General features: G+C 62.2%; 17 protein-coding genes. 10 read left to right on the top strand and 7 right to left on the bottom strand.

Annotated features, from left to right (window positions below; translation table 11 throughout):
* Window positions 1-30: 30 nt before the first annotated feature.
* Genes hemC through O3298_RS18760 form a run of 4 tightly spaced genes read left to right on the top strand, consistent with a single transcriptional unit; the run spans window position 31 to window position 4,156 of the window.
* Entirely contained in the window at window positions 31-1,035 is a 1,005-nt protein-coding gene (hemC, locus tag O3298_RS18775; protein WP_289906525.1) for a hydroxymethylbilane synthase, read from the top strand.
* Window positions 1,028-1,810 carry a uroporphyrinogen-III synthase gene (locus O3298_RS18770; protein ID WP_289906526.1) on the top strand — a complete coding sequence of 261 codons (783 nt, stop codon included), beginning with the start codon at window positions 1,028-1,030 and terminating at the stop codon, window positions 1,808-1,810. Before hemC ends, O3298_RS18770 begins: the two co-directional genes overlap by 8 nt.
* Complete coding sequence (locus tag O3298_RS18765) at window positions 1,807-2,955, top strand: uroporphyrinogen-III C-methyltransferase (RefSeq protein WP_077401782.1); 1,149 nt, start codon at window positions 1,807-1,809, stop codon at window positions 2,953-2,955. Before O3298_RS18770 ends, O3298_RS18765 begins: the two co-directional genes overlap by 4 nt.
* A gap of 4 nt (window positions 2,956-2,959) precedes the next feature.
* Window positions 2,960-4,156: a heme biosynthesis protein HemY gene (locus tag O3298_RS18760; protein WP_305060236.1), complete on the top strand. Its 1,197-nt coding sequence runs from the start codon at window positions 2,960-2,962 to the stop codon at window positions 4,154-4,156.
* A gap of 109 nt (window positions 4,157-4,265) precedes the next feature.
* Here O3298_RS18760 and O3298_RS18755 read toward each other — a convergent pair whose 3' ends face one another.
* Window positions 4,266-6,695 carry a membrane-bound PQQ-dependent dehydrogenase, glucose/quinate/shikimate family gene (locus O3298_RS18755; protein WP_305060235.1) on the bottom strand — a complete coding sequence of 810 codons (2,430 nt, stop codon included), beginning with the start codon at window positions 6,693-6,695 and terminating at the stop codon, window positions 4,266-4,268.
* Between the two features lie 624 nt (window positions 6,696-7,319).
* On the opposite strand from O3298_RS18755, the gene ppa reads away from it, so the two are divergent.
* Complete coding sequence (ppa, locus tag O3298_RS18750; RefSeq protein ID WP_034786159.1) at window positions 7,320-7,862, top strand: inorganic diphosphatase; 543 nt, start codon at window positions 7,320-7,322, stop codon at window positions 7,860-7,862.
* 52 nt (window positions 7,863-7,914) lie between these two features.
* Here the strand turns inward: ppa and O3298_RS18745 are convergent, their stop codons facing one another.
* On the bottom strand, window positions 7,915-9,048 hold the full coding sequence (locus O3298_RS18745) for a GNAT family N-acetyltransferase (RefSeq protein WP_305060399.1): 1,134 nt from the start codon (window positions 9,046-9,048) through the stop codon (window positions 7,915-7,917).
* Window positions 9,049-9,138: 90 nt separating this feature from the next.
* On the opposite strand from O3298_RS18745, the gene O3298_RS18740 reads away from it, so the two are divergent.
* Both O3298_RS18740 and O3298_RS18735 read left to right on the top strand, forming a co-directional pair.
* Window positions 9,139-10,755, top strand: coding sequence for an NAD+ synthase (locus O3298_RS18740; RefSeq protein ID WP_305060234.1), 1,617 nt, complete (start codon window positions 9,139-9,141; stop codon window positions 10,753-10,755).
* A 41-nt stretch (window positions 10,756-10,796) separates the two neighbouring features.
* Complete coding sequence (locus O3298_RS18735) at window positions 10,797-11,135, top strand: P-II family nitrogen regulator (RefSeq protein WP_034758685.1); 339 nt, start codon at window positions 10,797-10,799, stop codon at window positions 11,133-11,135.
* Between the two features lie 215 nt (window positions 11,136-11,350).
* Here the strand turns inward: O3298_RS18735 and O3298_RS18730 are convergent, their stop codons facing one another.
* From O3298_RS18730 to trxB, 3 genes are all read right to left on the bottom strand, one after another.
* The gene (locus O3298_RS18730) at window positions 11,351-11,980 is read right to left on the bottom strand and encodes a trimeric intracellular cation channel family protein (protein WP_034786156.1); all 630 of its coding nucleotides are present in this window, start codon (window positions 11,978-11,980) and stop codon (window positions 11,351-11,353) included.
* Between the two features lie 123 nt (window positions 11,981-12,103).
* A complete protein-coding gene (locus tag O3298_RS18725) occupies window positions 12,104-12,778 on the bottom strand; it encodes a Smr/MutS family protein (protein WP_305060233.1) in 675 nt (224 codons plus the stop codon).
* Window positions 12,779-12,785: 7 nt separating this feature from the next.
* The gene (gene trxB / locus O3298_RS18720; RefSeq protein ID WP_034786153.1) at window positions 12,786-13,739 is read right to left on the bottom strand and encodes a thioredoxin-disulfide reductase; all 954 of its coding nucleotides are present in this window, start codon (window positions 13,737-13,739) and stop codon (window positions 12,786-12,788) included.
* A 216-nt stretch (window positions 13,740-13,955) separates the two neighbouring features.
* Between trxB and O3298_RS18715 the strand changes: the two genes are divergently transcribed.
* From O3298_RS18715 to O3298_RS18705, 3 genes are all read left to right on the top strand, one after another.
* Complete coding sequence (locus O3298_RS18715; protein ID WP_099664816.1) at window positions 13,956-16,316, top strand: DNA translocase FtsK; 2,361 nt, start codon at window positions 13,956-13,958, stop codon at window positions 16,314-16,316.
* A gap of 3 nt (window positions 16,317-16,319) precedes the next feature.
* Window positions 16,320-16,976, top strand: coding sequence for an outer membrane lipoprotein chaperone LolA (gene lolA / locus O3298_RS18710; RefSeq protein WP_035826475.1), 657 nt, complete (start codon window positions 16,320-16,322; stop codon window positions 16,974-16,976).
* A 73-nt stretch (window positions 16,977-17,049) separates the two neighbouring features.
* Entirely contained in the window at window positions 17,050-18,357 is a 1,308-nt protein-coding gene (locus tag O3298_RS18705; protein ID WP_305060232.1) for a replication-associated recombination protein A, read from the top strand.
* A gap of 3 nt (window positions 18,358-18,360) precedes the next feature.
* Here O3298_RS18705 and O3298_RS18700 read toward each other — a convergent pair whose 3' ends face one another.
* Together O3298_RS18700 and O3298_RS18695 are read right to left on the bottom strand one after the other, a co-directional pair.
* Window positions 18,361-19,101: an NAD(P)-dependent oxidoreductase gene (locus tag O3298_RS18700; RefSeq protein WP_289911923.1), complete on the bottom strand. Its 741-nt coding sequence runs from the start codon at window positions 19,099-19,101 to the stop codon at window positions 18,361-18,363.
* Window positions 19,098-19,388 carry a DUF2917 domain-containing protein gene (locus O3298_RS18695; RefSeq protein ID WP_289911921.1) on the bottom strand — a complete coding sequence of 97 codons (291 nt, stop codon included), beginning with the start codon at window positions 19,386-19,388 and terminating at the stop codon, window positions 19,098-19,100. Before O3298_RS18695 ends, O3298_RS18700 begins: the two co-directional genes overlap by 4 nt.
* Between the last annotated feature and the right edge of the window lie 103 nt (window positions 19,389-19,491).

The following is a 19,491-nucleotide window of genomic DNA, read 5'->3' as shown; positions in this document are numbered from 1 at the left end:
ACAACGACAGCCACAGCGAAAGAACTTGTTTTGAAAGCATCCGAATTGACCCCGAACGAATTGAATATTCCTGCCCGCCTGGTGATCGCCACACGCGAGAGCCGTCTTGCCATGTGGCAAGCTGAACACGTGCGCGCCCGCCTGGCCGCCCTGTATCCGCAGTGTAGCGTCGAAATTCTCGGCATGACCACACGCGGCGACCAGATTCTGGACCGCGCCTTGTCCAAGGTAGGCGGCAAGGGCCTGTTCGTCAAGGAGCTGGAAGTGGCGATGGAAGAAGGCCGCGCCGACCTGGCCGTGCATTCGCTGAAAGACGTGCCGATGGAGTTGCCGGAAGGCTTTGCCCTGGCCGCCATCCTCGAGCGCGAAGACCCGCGCGACGCGTTCGTGTCGAACGATTACGCCAGCCTGGCCGAGCTGCCGCACGGCGCCGTCGTCGGCACCAGCAGCCTGCGCCGCCAGTCGCTGATCGCCGCGCGCTATCCGCACCTGACGATTCTGCCCCTGCGCGGCAACCTCGATACGCGTTTGGGCAAGCTGGACCGCGGCGACTACGCGGCCATCATCCTGGCCGCCGCCGGCTTGAAACGCCTGGGCCTGGCGTCGCGCATCCGCGCCGTGCTGGCGCCGGAAGACAGCTTGCCGGCCGCCGGCCAGGGCGCCATGGCGATCGAGATCCGCAGCGGGCGCGCGGACGGCGCCGACCTGGTGCGCCTGCTGGCGCCGCTGAACCACACGGCCACGGCGCAAGCCGTCACGGCCGAGCGCAAGGTGTCGAAGATCTTCGGCGGCAGCTGCCAGATTCCGCTGGCCGCGTTCGCCACCGTCGAGGGCGAGCAGATGCGCTTGCGCGCCATGGTCGCCACGCCGGACGGCGCGCGCATGGCCAGCGCCGATGTTAGCGGTGCTGCCGGCGCGCCGGAACTGCTGGGCGAGCAAGTGGCCGAATTGCTGCGCGGGCAAGATGCCGCCGGCATCCTCGCCTCGTGCGCCGTCACTCCCGACAACCATGAAGGCCTGGCGCCGCATGCCTGACACCGTGGTGATCACGCGGCCCGCGGCGCAAGCGGGGCCGCTGGCCGCCCGTATCGCGGCGCTGGGCTTGCCCGTGCAACTGCTGCCGCTGCTGGAAATCCACGCGCTTGACGGCGCAGAGGAATGCGCGCGGCTGCACGCCGTGCTGGCCCGCCTGCGCGATTACGACCTGGTGGCGTTCGTCTCGCCCAACGCCATCGATTGCGTCTTTGCGCATCTGCCCGCCTGGCCGGCCGGCCTGGCGCTGGCCGTGGTGGGCGAGGGCAGCCGGATGGCCCTGGGCGCGCATGGCGTCACGGACGCCAACGCGACCATCACGAGTCCGCTGGACACGGCGCGCAGCGACTCCGAACATTTATTATTGGCGCTGGACTTGCCGGCCCTGCGCGGCAAGCGCGTGCTGATCGTGCGCGGCGATGGCGGACGCGATTACCTGGCCGACGGCTTGCGCGCTGCGGGAGCAACTGTCGAGTTCGTCACGGCTTACCGCCGCAAGGTGCCAAGGCTGACGCCATCCTTGCGGGCGACCCTGGAAAACCTGTTGCAGCATAATAATGACTGGATCATCACCAGCTCGGAAGCGCTGCGCGGCTTGCTGGCGCTGCTGGGCGAAATGGATGCTGAAAAGGCAGCTGTTGTGAAAATGCAACAGCAGCATCTGATCGTGCCGCACGCCCGCATTGCACAAACGGCGGCGGCCCTGGGTTTTGCCCGAGTCACCTTGACAGGATCAGGCGACGCAGGAGTGCTCGCCGCGTTACAATCACGACCATGAACGAAATGCCTACACTCTCCGAACCGAATGCAACGCCTGGCAGCGCCGTGAAGACGGCGCCGCAGGCGGCCGACCAACCTGCCGGCCGCGCGCCGACCCTGCTGGAACAGCTGCAAAAGCCCATGAGCATCGCCGTCATCGTGCTGGCCGTGCTGCTGGCTGCGCAAAGCTGGTCGACCAGCAAGCAGATCCGCAACCTGCGCGAAGAAGTGGCCAAGCGCCTGCAAAAAGGCGATGTCAGCAACGCCGAAACGGGCGTGCTGGCGCGCAACGTGCAAGAAGGCACGAAAGAGCTGCAAATCAAGGTGGGCGCGCTGGAAAACCGCCAGAGCGAAACGCAAAGCCAGCAGCTTGCGCTGGAACAACTGTACAACGACTTGTCGAAGAACCGCGACGAGTGGGCGCTGACGGAAATCGAGCAAGTGCTGTCGACGGCCAGTCAGCAGCTGCAACTGGCCGGCAACGTGCCCGGCGCGCTGATCGCCCTGCAAAATGCGGACCGCAGCCTGTCGCGTTCCGACAAGCCGCAATTCATCACCATCCGCCGCGCCATCGGGCGCGACATGGAAAAATTGAAAGCCCTGCCCAGCGTCGATTCGACGGGCGTGGCCCTGCGCCTCGACGCCGTGATCGCCCAGGTCGACTCCCTGCCGATGCTGTCCGACGAAACCCCGGCCTTGCCGGCCGCACCGGAAAAACCGGGCAAGGCCAAGCCCGTGCGCGATGCGAGCGGCAAGCTGATGGGGCCGCCTGCGCCGGAACCGCTGCTGCAGAAAGTGCGCGACGGCTTCAATACCTGGAGCGGCGACATGTGGGCCGACGTGCGTCAATTGATACGCATCCGCCGCGTCGATACGCCGGAAGCGCTGATGCTGTCGCCGACGCAATCGTATTTCTTGCGTGAAAACGTCAAGTTGCGCCTGCTCAATGCCCGCATGGCCTTGTTGTCGCGCAATGAAACGGCTTTCCGCAACGATTTGATCGCCGCACAGGATGCGCTGGCCAAGTATTTCGACACCCGCGCCAAGAGCACGCAGACGGCGCAAGCCCTGCTGCGCCAGGTGCAGGGCAGCAACCTGGCCATCGAAATGCCAACCTTGTCCGACAGCCTGACGGCTGTGCGCAACTACAAAGCGAAGTCCTGAGCCCATGCGTCTATTTCTCTGGTTACTCGCCCTGATGGCCGCGGCGATCGGTATCGCCGTGACGGCCCGTTTCAATCCCGGCAACGTGGTGCTGTTCTATCCGCCATACCGCATCGATTTGTCGCTGAATTTCTTCCTGTTGCTGCAGGTCGTGCTGTTCGTGCTGCTGTACCTGCTGGTGCGCGCCGTGCGCGCCACCGTGCGCATGCCGGCGCAAGTGGCGGCCTACCGCCAGCGCAAGCGTGAGCGCGACGGCAACAAGGGCTTGCGCGAAGCCTTGAAAGCCCTGTTCGAAGGCCGTTTCGGTCATGCCGAGAAGGCTGCCTTGCGCGCCGCCGAGCTGGAAGAGAACGCCGGCCTGGCCGCGCTGATCGGCGCGCGCGCCGCGCACCGCATGCGCCAGTCCGAACGCCGCGACAGCTGGCTGTCGCGCGTCGAATGCGATGCCAGCCTGAAAACGGCCCGCTTGATGACGGTGACGGAATTGCTGGTCGACGACCACCAGCCGGAAGCGGCCCTGGCCGCCGTGCGCGAACTCAATGCCAGCGGCACGCGCCACATCCACGCGCTGCAATGGTCGCTGAAAGCCGAGCAGCAGGCGAAGAACTGGCCGGAAGTGCTGCGCCTCGTGCGTTCGCTCGACAAGCACCGCGCCCTGCATCCGGCCCTGTCGTCGCGCCTGCGCGAACTGGCCTACGACCATCTGCTGTCCGACCCCTCGCATGACGCCGAGTCGCTGATGCGCGTGTGGTCCACCGTGCCAAGCGCCGACCGGGTCAAGCCGTACATCGCCTGCCGCGCCGCCACGGCCCTGAATGCGCGCGGCCTGCACGATGAAGCGCGCCTCGTGTGCGAAGAATCGCTGGCCGCCGACTGGGACGAGCGCGTCGTGCGCGCCTACCGCGAAGCGGCGGCGCCAAGCGGCACGCCGGCCCTGCTGCTGCAGATCGAGCATTGCGAGCAATGGATGAAGCAGCGTCCGCTGGATGCGGAACTGGCGCTGACCCTGGGTACCTTGTGCCTCAAGCAAAAACTGTGGGGCAAGGCCCAGCGCCACCTGGAGCAGGCTTTGTCGGATGCCAACGAGCCGCAAATGGTGCGCGACGCCCACCTGAAGCTGGCGCAGATGCACGACGCCCTGCAGCAGACGGAACAGGCTGCCGCGCATTACCGGCAGTGCGCACTGGCTACCATCCTGTAAGCCGCTCGCAGACGTAAAAAAGCCGTTCAGTGCAGACTGAACGGCTTTTTTTATGCGCGCACTCCATGGCGGAGTGCGCTGCTACCTTGCTAATTTACTTCTTCGAGCTTTACTTCTTCGTTACTGCAGTGCCTTCCGGCAAGGCATATGCGACCAGGGTGTCGCTCATCTTCGTGCCCAGCGAACCGTGGCCGCCGGCCATGACGACGACGAACTGGCGTCCCGACTTGTTCGACACATAGCTCATCGGCGTAGCCTGGCCGCCGGCTGGCAAGCGGGCCTTCCAGATCACTTTGCCGTTGCTGACATCGTAGCCGCGGATGTAGTAGTCGAGCGTGCTGCTGAGGAAGGTCACGCCACCGCCCGTGGTGACCATGCCGCCCAGGCTGGGCACGCCCAACGGCAAGGGAATCGGCACGGGACCGCTGTCGCGCGTGGTGCCGTTCTTGTGCATCCACACTTTCTTCATGGTGCGCAGGTCGACGGCGGCCACATAGCCCCACGGCGGTGCCTGGCATGGGAAGCCCAGCGGCGACAGGAAGGCCTTGATTTCCACGGCGAACGGCACGCCCGTCTGCGGTTGCAAGCCCATTTCGCCACCCGTGCCGCCCTTGGCCGTCGTTTCCGCGCGCGGCACGAGTTTTTCCAGGAAGCCCATGTAGTCAGGGTTGACGATCAACAACTGGCGCACGGGGTCGATGGCCGCGCCACCCCATTCGAAGATGCCCAGCGGGCCCGGCGAGATGACGGCGCCCTTGCCAGCCGTTTGCGGCGTGAACGGGCCTTCATAGCGGCGTTCCTTGAAGATGATGCGGCAGGCGAGCTGGTCGAACGGCGTGGTGCCCCACATGTCCGCTTCGCTGATATTGCGTTCTGGCAAGAAGGTCAGGGCCGAGAACGGCTGCGTGGGCGACAGGGTGTCGCCGGCGGCAGGATTGCTCGTCGGCACGGGTTTTTCCGGCGCCGGCACGACCAGGTTGCCGTCGCGGCGGTCGATCACGTAGATGTCGCCGCGTTTCGTCGTGGCAACAACAGAGGGCACTTTACCTTTCGGCGTGTCGATGTCGACCAGGCTCGGCTGGCCGCCGATGTCCATGTCCCAGATATCGTGGTGCACAGTTTGGTAGACCCAGCGTACTTTGCCCGTCGCCAGGTCCAGCGCGACGATGGCGCTGTTGAATTTCTCGCCATTCTTGTTGCGGTTGCCGCCCCAGGTATCGGGGGTTTCATTGCCCATCGGAATGTAAACCATGCCCAGCTTTTCATCGATGCTGGCCACGCCCCACGAGTTGGGCGAGTTGTTGGTGTAGTTCTTGCCTTCAGGGAAAGGCGCCGTATCTTCCGGCGTGGCCGGGTCCCAGTTCCACATCAGCTTGCCGGTGACGGGATCGTAGCCGCGGATCACGCCCGATGGCTCTTCCGTCGAATGGTTGTCCGTCACGCTGGCGGCGATCACAGCCATTTTCTGCGAGACGGCCGGCGGCGAAGTCGGCATCAGGAAACCGCGCTTGATCATGGCCATGTTTTTATACAGGTTGACGACGCCATTGTTGCCAAAGCTCTTGCACGACTCGCCCGTATCGGCGTTGACGGCGATCATGGTGCCGTCCATGGTCGGCGCCAGGATGCGGCGCGGGCATTCCATGCTGGCAGCTTCGGGAGCTGGATTGTTCTTCGCGCGGCCCGCGTTGACGTCCCAGTAGGCGACGCCACGGCAGATCATGTGCTGGTAGCTGGCCGCATCGCGGTTGATTTTCGGATCGTGGCGCCAGATTTCCTTGCCCGTGTCCGGGTTCAGGGCGATGACGATGTTGTGCGGCGTGCACAGGTACAGCATGTCATTGACCTTCAGCGGCGTGACTTCGTTGGCGATCTCGCCCGGGTCGTTGGGACCCTTGAAGTCGCCCGTGTGGTAGGTCCAGGCTTCTTTCAGGCCGGAAATATTCGCCGGCGTAATCTGTGCGGCCGGGGCATAGCGGTCGCCATAGCCGGAGCGGCCATACGCGGACCAGTCGTTGTGCTCGACGCCGGGCGCGAAATCGCCGGAGGCCGTGGCGGCCATGTTTTCGGCCGGCACGTCGCCATGCAGGTCATGGTAGTCCTGGAACAGGGCGATGACGCCGGCGATGACGGTCAGGGCCACGGCGGCGGAGAGGGCCGTCTTGCCCGCTTGCGGCTGTTTCGCTGCGTCGGCGGGTGGGGCCAGGCGGCGGCTGACGAAGGGCAGCAGCAGCCAGACGGCGGCGGCAAACCAGATGTCCAGGCGCGGCAGCAATTGCCACCAGTCGAATTTCACTTCAATGAGGGACCAGATGAGGGTGGCGAGCAGCAGCAGCGCCATGCACGGTTGCGCGCTGCGCTTGCCCTGGAATACCAGCGCGCCGGCGATCAGCATGCCTATGCCGGCCAGCAAGTAGTACCAGGAGCCGCCGAGCGTGGCCAGCCAGATGCCGCCGCCCAGCAGGGCGAGGCCAAACAGAATGAAAATAACGCCGGTGACCTTTAATAAAGGACCGGGCCGGAAAGAGGGAATCATCATATTCCTTTTTGCAAGGATTTATCGGTAGCGCGTGATGCGCCATATTGAATTCAGGGAAGGCGTCGATTGCAGAATATACAAAGTTTGGAATCACCAGAATGTGACAGTTTATCAGAATTGATGATTGTCTTCCGGTAGCGCCATTTTTTGGCGGGACTCTTATTTGAATCAAATAAACGCTTCAAATAAGAACAAATATTATGCTGGATAACGATTTTGCGGGGCTGGCAGGCCGCCTGGAGGGGAGAGGGCGGGGTGTCGCGCAATAATGCAGGGGCGCCGCGGAATGAATGAGAATAAAACTGTTGTTATAAGTTGCTGCAAAAAATGCAATGCGGATTATAATAACCATGCCTGGCGTGTGGCGATATTCAAATGAAAATACGCAGATATTCCATCGGCATTAATTCAAGGCGTCGGTAGTATTGCTTAGGTGTTTGTACTTATTATTGCCGATGGTTTGTTTATTCTCTCGATGGCCGGCTGCGCGCGCCGGCGGGCCATGCGCGCCACTGTTGCTGGCTGGACGCGCAAAACGCCGGCGGGCCGCTGCTGCATCGCACAAGCTGCCTGTACTTCGCTATAATTGCGCGGTTAAAACACAATCCGCTAATGAGGAACCCCATGAGTTTGAATAACGTCTCTTCCGGCCGCGATCTGCCGAACGATTTCAACGTCGTCATCGAAATCCCGATGAATGCCGATCCGATCAAGTACGAAGTCGACAAGGAAAGCGGCGCGATTTTCGTCGATCGCTTCATGGGTACCGCCATGCATTACCCGTGCAACTACGGCTACGTGCCGAACACCCTGTCGCCGGACGGCGACCCGGTCGACGTGCTGGTCATCACCCCGTTCCCGCTGATCCCGGGCGTGGTCGTGCGCTGCCGTCCTATCGGCGTGCTGAAAATGACCGACGAGTCGGGCGAAGACGCGAAAGTGCTGGCCGTGCCAGTCGACAAGGTCCTGTCGATCTACAGCCACTGGCAAAAGCCGGAAGACCTGAACGAACTGCGCTTGCGCCAGATCCAGCATTTCTTTGAGCACTACAAGGATCTGGAAAAAGGCAAATGGGTCAAGATCGACGGCTGGTATGGTCCTGAAGTGGCCAAGGAAGAAATCCTGAACGGCGTTGCCGCCTTCAAGACCGACGCCGCCAAAGCCTAAGAACACCCGGTAAGAAAAACGCTCCCCGCCTGCGATGGCCGGGAGCGTTTTTTTATGCGCGAAACGGGCTGTGCTCGTTCAATTCATCGAGGTAGGCATCGATGCCGCCCCGTTCGCGCTCGAGGAAGCGCTGCACGGCGTCCGCAAAGGCCGGGTGCGCCAGCCAGTGGGCGGACCAGGTCTTTTGCGGCAGGAAGCCGCGCGCCATCTTGTGCTCGCCCTGGGCGCCCCCTTCGAAGGTGGCGATGCCGTTGGCGATGCAAAACTCCAGCGGCTGGTAATACGCCGTCTCGAAATGCAGGCAGGGCACGTGTTCGAGCGCGCCCCAGTAGCGGCCATACAGGGTGTCGGCCGTGTGGATCACCAGCGAGGCGGCAATGGCCCGGCCTTCGCGCTCGGCGATTACCAGGAGTATGTTCTCCGGCATGCTGGCGCCGATGCAGCGGAAGAAGTCCAGGCTCAGGTAAGGCGAGGAGCGGTGTTCCGCATAGGTGTTGCTGTAGCAGCGGTGGAACAGTTTCCAGTCAGCATCAAGAGCGTCCACGCCGCGCACCTGGCGCAGGGTGACGCCCGCTTCGCGCACCTTGCGCCGCTCGGCGCGGATATTCTTGCGCTTCTTGTGTTCCAAAGTGGCGAGGAATTGCTCGAAATCCGTGTAGCCCGGATTGAGCCAGTGAAACTGCACGCCACTACGCATCAGGTAGCCGGCTTCCTCCAGCTGGCGCGCCTCGCTTTCCGGCGGGAACAGGATGTGGCAGGACGATACCTCGCTGGCTTGCTGCTGCGCCTGCAGGAAGGCCAGCAGGGCCGCGCGCGCCTCGCCATCGCGGGCCATCAAGCGGGTGCCGCTGACGGGCGTAAACGGTATCGCGGACAGCAGTTTCGGGTAATATTCGAGACCATGTTGCTGATATGCATCGGCCCAGGCCCAGTCGAACACGTATTCGCCATACGAGTGCATCTTCAGGTACAGGGGCAGGGCGGCGGCCAGCACCTCGCCTTGCCACAGTACCAGGTAATTCGGTTGCCAGCCCGTGTCCGCGCTGGCGCAGCCGGACTCGTGCAGAGCGTGCAAAAAGGCGTAGGAAAGGAAGGGAGTGGCGTCCGCCTGGCTTGCCAGCAGTTCAGACCAGGCCGCTTCGCCAATTTCAGCCAGGGTAGTGACGATAGCCGTGCGATAATTCATTGTTATAGTGTGCATTCATCACTCTCGGGGCGCCGCCATCGGCCTGCGCGCCCCTGTCTTGTTTAATAGAACGAAATATCCATCATCATCATGACAGTCAAAGTCGCAATTGCTCAAATGAATAGTACGGTCGGCGATCTGGCCGGCAACCGTGCCAAGATCTTCGATCTTTCCCGCCGCGCGTTCGAGGCGGGCGCCGATATCGTGCTCACGCCGGAACTGTCGCTGGTCGGCTATCCACCCGAGGACCTGTTGCTGCGCAATGCATTCTACGCAAAAACGCAGGAAGCGTTTGCGGGACTGGCTGCCGACCTGGCCCAGTTCAAGGATTTGCACGTGGTGGTGGGCTTGCCCCTGCAAGACGAGAAGGGCGTGCGCCACAATGCTGCCTCCGTGCTGCTGAACGGCGAAGTGCTGGGCACCTACCGCAAGCACGACTTGCCGAATACGACCGTGTTCGATGAAAAACGTTACTTTACGTCGTCCGACCAGGCTTTCGTGTTTGGCGTGAAGGGCGTGCGTTTCGGCATCAATATCTGCGAAGACACGTGGTTCGAGCATGCGCCGATGCGCGCCCGCGCGGCTGGCGCGCAAGTGCTGCTGGTGCCGAACGGCTCGCCGTACCACATGAACAAGCAGCATCTGCGCTATGACACCATGCGCAAGAACGTCAGCGCGCAAGGCATGGCCCTCGTGTACGCCAACCTGGTCGGTGGCCAGGATGAGCTGATTTTCGATGGCGACTCGTTTGTCATGGATGCGGCCGGCACGATCTGCGCCCAGCTGCGCCATTTCGGGGAAGACTTGCAGGTCGTCGATTTCGACGGCGCCACCCCCGTATCGCAGCCGCTGGCCGCACCGTTGACCACCGAAGCGCAGGTGTACCAGGCGCTGGTGCTGGGCGTGCGCGACTATATCGGCAAGAACGGCTTCCCTGGCGTGCTGATCGGCATGTCGGGCGGCGTCGATTCCGCGCTGACCCTGGCCATTGCCGTCGATGCGCTGGGCGCCGACAAGGTGCGCGCCGTCATGATGCCGTCGCAATTTACGGCCGATATCTCGTGGATCGACTCGCGCGACATGGTAAAACGCCTCGATGTGCGCTACGATGAAATTCCGATCAAGCAAACTTTCGACGCCTTCCGCGCCACCCTGGCCGAGGAGTTCGCGGGACTGGCGGAAGATGCGACGGAAGAGAATATCCAGGCGCGCATCCGCGGCACCTTGCTGATGGCCCTGTCGAACAAGCATGGCAGCATCGTCTTGACGACGGGCAACAAGAGCGAGATGGCCGTTGGCTATTGCACCCTGTACGGCGACATGGCGGGCGGCTTTGCCGTGATCAAGGATATCGCCAAGACCCTCGTCTACCGCCTGTGTGCGTACCGCAACAGCGTGTCGGACGTGATTCCCGAGCGCATCCTGACGCGCGGACCGTCGGCCGAGCTGCGCGCCGACCAGCTGGACCAGGATTCCTTGCCGCCGTATGAAATACTCGACGGCATCATGCAGCTGTACATGGAAGAAAATCGGCCGATCGCCGACATTATCGAGGCTGGCTACCCGCCGGCCGACGTGGCGAAAATCACGCGCCTGATCAAGATCAATGAATACAAGCGGCGCCAGTCGCCGGTGGGCATCCGCGTCACGCACCGTGGCTTCGGCCGCGACTGGCGCTATCCCATCACTTCCAAGTTCTACGAGTAAGCAGCCATCTGTCCACAATCCAACAATTTTAAGGAGTAGCCATGAAACAGATTACCGCCATCATCAAACCATTCAAGCTCGACGAAGTACGCGAGGCCCTGGCCGATGTGAACGTGACGGGCTTGACCGTGACGGAAGTGAAGGGCTTTGGCCGTCAGAAAGGCCATACCGAGCTGTACCGTGGCGCCGAGTATGTGGTCGACTTCTTGCCGAAAGTCAAAGTCGAAGTGGTGGTGGACGACAGCGTGTCGGAACTGGTGGTCGACGCCATCATCAAGGCGGCCCGCACGGGCAAGATCGGCGATGGCAAGATCTTCGTGCGGGACGTGGAGCAGGTCATCCGCATCCGTACGGGCGAAACGGGTCCAGACGCCGTCTAGCACCAGCCATAAGCTACTGCGCGTCGTGCTTTGCGGCCTGCGATGCTCACCGTGCTTCAGCACGGTTGCGCTTCTTAGCCACAAATCGCTGCCGCTCGCTACGCTTCTGGCAGGCGCTATGTAGATGTTCTTCAGCAGACCGTAGGTCGGATTAGCGCCAGCGCGTAATCCGACATGAGTTGCCAATAATATTATGGATTACGCATCAGCACCGTTCAGCGCCCCAAGCGCATGTCGAATTTCCAGCAGATCAGGCGCAGAATCGTGATGCCGCTGGCGCTGGTCCACAGCGCAAAGTCGTGCTCGGCGCCGAAGTGCATCTGCAATAAATAAGCCCAGCAGCCGAAAAACGCGCAGATCGCATACGGTTTGCCGTCGCGAAATACCATCGGCACTTCGTTACAGACGATGTCGCGCATCACGCCGCCGAAAATCCCCGTAATCACCCCCATCATCGAGGCTATAAAGATCGGCATGCCGGCGCGCATCGCTTCGGCCACGCCCGCGATGGCGAACATGCCCAGGCCGATGGCGTCGGCGATGACGATCAGGCGTTCCGAGACGATCTGGCGCAAATGCTGGATCAGGGGCGCGGCCGTCAGGGCCAGCACGAAGATCAAAATTGCGTATTCCTGGTGCGACACCCAGAACAGGGGCCGCTTGTCGAGCAGGATGTCGCGCAGGGTGCCGCCGCCGAATGCCGTGATGAAGGCCACGACGAACACGCCGACCAGGTCCATGCGCTTGCGGCGCGCTTCGATGAAGCCGGAAAACGCGCCCACCAGAATGGCGATGACCTCAATGATCTTGATCAGCGAGCCAGGCGGCAATTGGGGTGGCATCATGGGTGGAGCGCTTGAGCAGGAAATAATTGTCACAGGTTAACATGACACGGCCCCGAATGGTGACAAACGGGGCCGTGTGCAGTGCGGAACTGGTGACTGAATTGTAATTGCTTGCTGTCAAGCCTAGCGGATCGGCTGCAGTGCGGAAGAAAGCAATACCACCAGCGCGCCATCGCCCCCTTCGGAGCGGCGCGCCTGGCAAAAGGCGATGACTTCATCCTTTTGCACGAGCCAGCTGTGCACCATCGATTTCAAGACCGGTTCCTGGCCTTTCGAGCCGAAACCCTTGCCGTGGATCACGCGCACGCAGCGCAGCTTGCGCCGCGTGGCCTGGTTCAGGAAGGCGCCGATGCCGTCGCGCGCCTCGTCGCGGCGCAAGCCGTGCAAGTCCAGCTCATCCTGCACGGGCCAGTGGCCCTTGCACATCTTTTTCACGACGTCCGGTCCCACGCCGGGGCGGGCGTAGTTCAGGGCCGGATCGTTTTCCAGGTAATGGTCGACTTCGAACAAGTCCGACAGCGATTCGCGCAGCACGGCCGCATCGTCCTCTTCCGGCGACAGCTTGCGTGCCGGCTGCTGGGCTGCCATGGCGCCCGCCTTGGGCAGGCTGGGCACGTAGCGGTCCGACTCGGGCAGGCGTTTGACGCCGCCGATGCTGGCCTTGAACAGATTGCTTTCCACGGCTTGCACCTTGGCTTGCTGGACGCGCTCCGCCGCAGCTTGCGCGCGCGCGTCCGCCTGCTCCTTGAGCTGCTTGCTGACCGCTTTCAGGTCGGCAAAGTCTTTCATCGACGCCATGCGACGCTTACTCCTGGCCTTCCAGGTAGCGCTGGGCGTCCAGTGCTGCCATGCAACCCGTGCCGGCGCTGGTGATGGCCTGGCGGTAGATGTGGTCTTGCACGTCGCCGGCGGCAAACACGCCCGGCGCGCTGGTGGCGGTGGCCATGCCTTCCAGGCCCGTCTTGGTCTTGATGTAGCCGTTGTGCATTTCCAGCTGGCCTTCGAAGATGCCCGTGTTCGGCTTGTGGCCGATGGCGATGAACACGCCATGCACGCTCAGCGCTTCGACCTTGCCGTCGATGGTCGACTTGATGTTCAAGCCCGTCACGCCGCCTTCGTTGCCCGTCACTTCGTCCAGGGTGTGGTTATATTTCAACACAATCTTGCCTTCGGCAACCTTGGCGTTCAGGCGGTCGATCAAAATTGCTTCCGCGCGGAACTTGTCGCGGCGGTGGATCAGGGTGACTTTATTGGCGATGTTCGACAGGTACAGCGCTTCTTCGACGGCCGTGTTGCCGCCGCCGACGACGGCCACTTCCTGGTTGCGGTAGAAGAAGCCATCGCAGGTGGCGCAGGCGGACACGCCCTTGCCCATGAATTCCGCTTCCGATGGCAGACCCAGGTATTGCGCGGATGCGCCCGTGGCGATGATCAGGGTGTCGCACGTGTATTCGTGGCTGTCGCCCTTCAGGCGGATCGGTTTTTCATTCAGGAAAGTGGTGTGGATGTGGTCAAACACGATTTCCGTATTGAAACGCTCGGCGTGCTGCAGCAGGCGCTGCATCAGGTCCGGACCTTGCACGCCCATCGGGTCGCCTGGCCAGTTTTCCACGTCGGTGGTGGTCATCAGCTGGCCGCCTTGTTCCACGCCGGTGACCAGCATCGGGTTCAGGTTGGCGCGGGCGGCGTAGACGGCGGCGCTGTAGCCGGCTGGGCCGGAGCCGAGGATCAAAACGCGGGCGTGTTTGGTAGTGGTCATAATGAGGCTTCTCTATGAGTGGGGTCTATCCGAATTGGGGGCATACGCGCGAAGAACAAGGGCGTATTGCGCTTGCGCAAGCAATCCACGATTATAGACCAAGCCGCCTGTAGCGACGAATCGTGGGGCCGTCCGGGGCATATATGGCTTAGAATACTTCCTTATTATGGGAAATTCCCTTTCAGAAACATTTTTCACCTTGCAGCGCTTCCCAGAATGACTAAACCAGCCCAGGCCAATCAAAATAGCTACACCCGAAAACCGGTCGAACGCCGGCCCCTGCCCAACCGGCTGGTGCGGCTGTTGTCCGAGGCGCGCTGGTTCGCGCTGGCCGCGTTTGCCTTGTATTTCGTGCTGATCCTGGCCAGCTTCAACAAGCTCGACCCTGGCTGGTCGCACGCCACCAATGTCGACAAGGTCGCCAACCTGGGCGGCAAGCTGGGCGCCACCTTTTCCGATCTGTTGCTGTATATCTTCGGTTTTTCCGCCTGGTGGTGGTGCGTGTGGCTGCTGCGCACGGTGTGGCATGGCTATCGCCGCCTGAGTAAGCGCTTCCTGCTGGAAGAGGAAGAGGTGGAGCGCGAGCACCACGTCGAGATGCTGATCCGCATCGTCGGCTTCTCCATCATGCTGATCGGCAGTATGGGCCTCGAATACCTGCGCATGGCGAAAAGCCTGCACGTGCAGCTGCCGCGCGATCCGGGCGGCGTGCTGGGCCAGCTGGTGGGGCACTCGGCCCACGTGGCCTTCGGTTTCACGGGCGCCACTTTATTGCTGTTGCTGCTGTTTGGCCTGGGTTTCAGCCTGTTCTTCCATGTGTCTTGGCTGCAAGTGGCCGAGCGCATCGGCGGCGCCATCGAAGACGCTTTCAACTGGTTCGTGCTGCGCTACCAGGACCGCGAAGACCGCCGCCAGGGCGAAGTGGCCGCCGTGCGCCGCGACGAAGTGGTGGTCATCGAACGGGCCAAGCACGTGGAAAAGCACGTGGCTGCGCCGCCCGTGAAGATCGAGCCGCAGGTTGTGACGGTGGTGAAATCCGAGCGCGTGGAAAAGGAACGCCAGGCCCATCTGTTCGAGAACCTGGGCGATGGCAAGCTGCCGCCCTTGTCGCTGCTCGACGAGGCGCCGCCCGTGGTGGAAACGGTTTCCGTGGAAACCCTGGAATTCACGAGCCGCCTGATCGAAAAGAAACTCTCGGACTTTGGCGTGGATGCCAAGGTAGTGGCCGCTTACCCCGGCCCTGTGGTCACGCGCTATGAAATCGAGCCGGCCACGGGCGTCAAGGGCAGCCAGATCGTGGGCCTGGCGCGCGACCTGGCCCGTTCGCTGTCCTTGACGTCGATCCGCGTGGTGGAAACCATTCCCGGCAAGAATTACATGGCCTTGGAATTGCCGAACAGCAAGCGCCAGATCGTGCGCCTGACGGAAATCCTCGGCTCCAAGGTCTACAACGATGGCGTGTCCAGCCTGACGATTGCGCTGGGCAAGGATATCGCCGGCAAGCCCGTCGTGGCCGACCTGGCGAAAATGCCGCACTTGCTGGTGGCCGGCACCACCGGTTCCGGTAAGTCGGTCGGCATCAATGCGACGATACTGTCGCTGCTGTACAAATCCGACCCGCTCGACGTGCGCCTGATCCTGATCGATCCGAAGATGCTGGAAATGTCCGTCTACGAAGGCATCCCGCACTTGCTGGCGCCCGTCGTGACGGACATGCGCCAGGCCGGCCACGCGCTGAACTGGGCCGTGAACGAGATGGAACGCCGCTACAAGCTGATGAGCAAGATGGGCGTGCGTAACCTGGCCGGCTACAACGCGAAGATTGCCGACGCGAAAAAGCGCGAAGAACACATCCCGAATCCGTTCAGCCTGACGCCGGATTCGCCGGAACCGCTGGAAAAACTGCCGACCATCGTCATCATCATCGACGAACTGGCCGATTTGATGATGGTGGTGGGCAAAAAAGTCGAGGAATTGATCGCGCGTATCGCGCAAAAGGCACGCGCCGCCGGCTTGCACTTGATTCTGGCCACGCAGCGCCCATCTGTAGACGTGATCACGGGCTTGATCAAGGCCAACATTCCCACGCGTATCGCCTTCCAGGTATCGTCGAAGATCGACTCGCGCACCATTCTGGACCAGATGGGCGCGGAAACCTTGCTGGGCATGGGCGACATGCTGTACATGCCGCCCGGCACCGGCTTGCCGATGCGCGTGCACGGCGCGTTTGTGTCCGATGAAGAAGTGCACCGCGTTGTCAGCCATTTGAAGCTGCAGGGCGAACCGAATTACATCGAGGGCATCCTCGAAGGCGGCACCCTGGAAGGCGACGGCGCCGAAGGCGGCGCGCCGGGCGAGGGCGGCGGCGAGGCCGATGCCCTGTACGACCAGGCGGTGGCGGTGGTGCTGAAAAACCGTCGCGCCTCGATTTCGCTGGTGCAGCGCCATTTGCGCATCGGCTACAACCGCGCCGCCCGTCTGCTCGAGCAGATGGAGCAGAGCGGGGTGGTATCAACCATGCAATCCAATGGCAACCGGGAAATCCTGGTGCCGGCGGCAAGTGCCGAACAAGGGTAAAGAATGAAAAGCAATACTTTCGCAGCAAAAATGATGATCGGCGCGGCCAGCGTTGCCTGCAGCCTGCTGTTCGCGGCCAGCGCCTCGGCCAGCGCGCTTGAGCAATTCAAGAGCTTTGCGGCCGGCACCAAGTCGGCCAAGGGCGAATTCGTGCAGCGGCAAGTCAAGAAGGCGGACGCCAGCGGCAAGGCGAAAGTGTCGACGCCCGCCAGCGGCACGTTCGAGTTCGCCCGTCCGGGCAAGTTCATCTGGACCTACCTGAAGCCGTACGAGCAGTTGCTGCAAGCCGATGGCGACAAGCTGTATATCTACGACAAGGACTTGAGCCAGGTGACGGTCAAGAAACTGGGCGACGCGCTCGGTTCCTCGCCGGCGGCCATCTTGTTCGGCAGCAACGACCTGGAAAAGAATTTCACCCTGGCGGAAGCGGGTACGCGCGACGGCCTGGAATGGCTGAAAGCCACGCCGAAAGCCAAGGATACGACGTTCGACGAAATCACCATCGGCTTGCGCAACGGCGTGCCCGAAGCGATGGAATTGCGCGACTCGTTCGGTCAGACCTCGGTGCTGGCGTTCAAGAACTTCCAGAAAAATCCGGCGCTTTCGGCCAATCACTTTAAATTTGTCATGCCCAAGGGCGCCGACGTCATTAATAATTAAGACTGTCGCGCCTTGCGTATGAGCCGGCCTCGCAGCAATGCGGGGCTTTTGCATTCTTATTAGGTAACTCATTATGGCGGATCTCTTTTCCACCGCGCCGCGCCAGCCGCTGGCCGAAGCCTTGCGGCCAGCCACCCTGAACGAAGTCATCGGCCAGACGCACCTGCTGGGCGCTGGCAAGCCGCTGCGCCTCGCGTTCGAGGCGGGCAAGGCCCATTCGATGATTTTATGGGGGCCGCCCGGCGTGGGTAAGACCACCCTGGCGCGCCTGATGGCGAATGCCTTCGACAGTGAATTCATTGCCTTGTCGGCCGTATTTGCTGGCGTGAAAGATATCCGCGCAGCCATGGACCAGGCCCGCCACAGCCTGGACCAGTTCGGCAAGCACACCTTATTGTTCGTCGACGAGATCCACAGGTTTAATAAATCGCAACAAGACGCCTTGCTGCCCTTCGTCGAATCGGGCCTGGTGACGTTCATCGGCGCGACGACGGAAAACCCCAGTTTCGAAGTCAATTCGGCGCTGCTGTCGCGCGCGCAAGTGTATGTGCTGAAATCGCTCAACGAAGACGAGATGAAGCAGTTGCTGGCCAAGGCGCAAAGCACGGCCTTGACGCACCTGACCTTCGACGAAGCGGCGGCCGACACCCTGATCGGCTATGCGGACGGCGATGCGCGGCGCTTCTTGAACTTGCTGGAGCAGGCCGAGACGGCCGCCAGCTCGACGGGCACGACCACGATCGACGCGGCCTTCGTCGACAATGCGCTGACCTTGAATTCGCGCCGTTTCGACAAGGGCGGCGACAATTTCTATGACCAGATTTCCGCCCTGCACAAGTCCGTGCGCGGTTCCAACCCGGACGCGGCCCTGTACTGGTTTTGCCGCATGATCGACGGCGGCGCCGACCCCCGTTATTTGTCGCGGCGCATCGTGCGCATGGCCTGGGAAGACATCGGCCTGGCCGATCCCCGCGCTTTGACCATGGTCAATGACGCGGCGGAAACATATGAACGGCTCGGTTCGCCCGAAGGCGAGCTGGCGCTGGGCCAGGCCGTGATTTACCTGGCGATTGCCGCGAAAAGCAATGCCGGCTACAACGCGTTCAACACGGCCATGGCCTTCGTCAAGAAAGATAAATCGAAGGAAGTGCCCGTGCACTTGCGCAATGCGCCGACGAAGCTGATGAAGGAACTGGGCTACGGCCACGCCTACCGCTATGCGCACGATGAACCTGATGCGTATGCGGCCGGTGAAACGTATTTTCCGGACGGCATGGCGGAACCAGGCTGGTACCAGCCCGTGCCGCGCGGCCTGGAAAGCAAGATCGCCGACAAGCTGGCGTGGCTGCGCGAGCTGGACAGGAAGGCAGGGAAGGGCTGAGGCTTACAGGCCCAGCAAGGTAAAACCGTCATCCTGCGGCGCGTAGCCCACCAGCTGGCGCGTCGCCGCGATCGACAAGCGTTTATAACGGTTGTCCGACACGCCATGCACGACGTGGTAGCCGGGCGGCACGTCGGCGGCGATGCAGCGGGCCAGCAATTGCACCACGTCGCGCTCGCTGATGAAGGCGGCGATGTCGCGCGCGCTGTGTTGTTGACCTTTCTCAAACTGCGCCACGTTGGCGATGCGCACGGCGATCGCCGTCATGCCATGCTGGTGGGCGAACGCGGAGGCCACGCCTTCGCCGAAGGCCTTGCTGGCGCCATACATGTTCGCCGGGCGCGCCGGCATGTGCTCGTGCACCTGCACATCGAGCGGATAGCCTTCCACGGCTTGTGCGCTGCTGGCAAACACGACTCTTTTCACGCCTTGCGCCTGTGCCGCGCGGAAGATATTGTGCGTGCCGATGACGTTCGGTTGCAGCAGTTGCGCATCGAAATCGGCGCTGGCGTGCGGCACGCCGGCCAGGTGCAGCACCATGTCGATGCCGGCGCAGGCGGCCAGGCAGGCACTATAGTCGCTCACGTCGAGCTGAATGAACGGGCAGGGCGCTTCGGCCAGCTTGCCTGTGTGCAGGTCGGCCAGGCGCAGGGAAAATTCCCCGTGCCGGCTCTTCCAGAAAACGGTGCCGATAACGCCGGCGGCGCCCGTGACGAGGACGCGCGGTGGTGGTGCTTGAGTCATGTATTCCTAATATTCAAGGTGTGAGGCAGTGCCAGGTTCAGCCAGCGCAGCAGGGCGGGGCGCGGTGCGGCCGTGCCATGGACGCGGATGTGTCCGCTACCCACGGCTTCGACCAGCACCAGGCCGTCATTCGGTATCGTGTAGCGTTCGCCGCTGCGCAGCACGCAATCCTCGAACTGGGCGTAGGCCGTGATCCACGCCGTGCCGGACAGGCATTCGATGACCTTGGCGTGCGCTTTTTCCAGGCGCAAGGGCCGTTCGTTGCGTAATTCGTGGTCGGTATGCATGGCGTCGCTCCTGTTGTGCTGACAGGAACAGCTTAGGCCCTTGCCGTGAACCATGACAGATGCAGGAAATCGAAATTGTGATGAATACAGTACACTTCGCCGT

The sequence above is a fragment of the Janthinobacterium sp. SUN137 genome, assembly GCF_030587265.1.
GTDB lineage: Bacteria > Pseudomonadota > Gammaproteobacteria > Burkholderiales > Burkholderiaceae_D > Janthinobacterium > Janthinobacterium kumbetense.
This window is presented reverse-complemented; position numbering and strand designations above follow the sequence as displayed.

Excerpts from the sequence above, each read along its gene's own strand:
- trxB (WP_034786153.1), bottom strand. The coding sequence starts at position 13,739 with ATGACCACTACCAAACACGCCCGCGTTTTGATCCTCGGCTCCGGCCCA.
- O3298_RS18745 (WP_305060399.1), bottom strand. The coding sequence starts at position 9,048 with ATGAATTATCGCACGGCTATCGTCACTACCCTGGCTGAAATTGGCGAA.
- O3298_RS18735 (WP_034758685.1), top strand. The coding sequence starts at position 10,797 with ATGAAACAGATTACCGCCATCATCAAACCATTCAAGCTCGACGAAGTA.
- ppa (WP_034786159.1), top strand. The coding sequence starts at position 7,320 with ATGAGTTTGAATAACGTCTCTTCCGGCCGCGATCTGCCGAACGATTTC.
- O3298_RS18765 (WP_077401782.1), top strand. The coding sequence starts at position 1,807 with ATGAACGAAATGCCTACACTCTCCGAACCGAATGCAACGCCTGGCAGC.
- O3298_RS18700 (WP_289911923.1), bottom strand. The coding sequence starts at position 19,101 with ATGACTCAAGCACCACCACCGCGCGTCCTCGTCACGGGCGCCGCCGGC.
- lolA (WP_035826475.1), top strand. The coding sequence starts at position 16,320 with ATGAAAAGCAATACTTTCGCAGCAAAAATGATGATCGGCGCGGCCAGC.
- O3298_RS18740 (WP_305060234.1), top strand. The coding sequence starts at position 9,139 with ATGACAGTCAAAGTCGCAATTGCTCAAATGAATAGTACGGTCGGCGAT.
- O3298_RS18705 (WP_305060232.1), top strand. The coding sequence starts at position 17,050 with ATGGCGGATCTCTTTTCCACCGCGCCGCGCCAGCCGCTGGCCGAAGCC.
- O3298_RS18725 (WP_305060233.1), bottom strand. The coding sequence starts at position 12,778 with ATGGCGTCGATGAAAGACTTTGCCGACCTGAAAGCGGTCAGCAAGCAG.
- O3298_RS18770 (WP_289906526.1), top strand. The coding sequence starts at position 1,028 with ATGCCTGACACCGTGGTGATCACGCGGCCCGCGGCGCAAGCGGGGCCG.
- O3298_RS18730 (WP_034786156.1), bottom strand. The coding sequence starts at position 11,980 with ATGATGCCACCCCAATTGCCGCCTGGCTCGCTGATCAAGATCATTGAG.
- O3298_RS18695 (WP_289911921.1), bottom strand. The coding sequence starts at position 19,388 with ATGCATACCGACCACGAATTACGCAACGAACGGCCCTTGCGCCTGGAA.
- O3298_RS18760 (WP_305060236.1), top strand. The coding sequence starts at position 2,960 with ATGCGTCTATTTCTCTGGTTACTCGCCCTGATGGCCGCGGCGATCGGT.
- O3298_RS18755 (WP_305060235.1), bottom strand. The coding sequence starts at position 6,695 with ATGATGATTCCCTCTTTCCGGCCCGGTCCTTTATTAAAGGTCACCGGC.
- O3298_RS18715 (WP_099664816.1), top strand. The coding sequence starts at position 13,956 with ATGACTAAACCAGCCCAGGCCAATCAAAATAGCTACACCCGAAAACCG.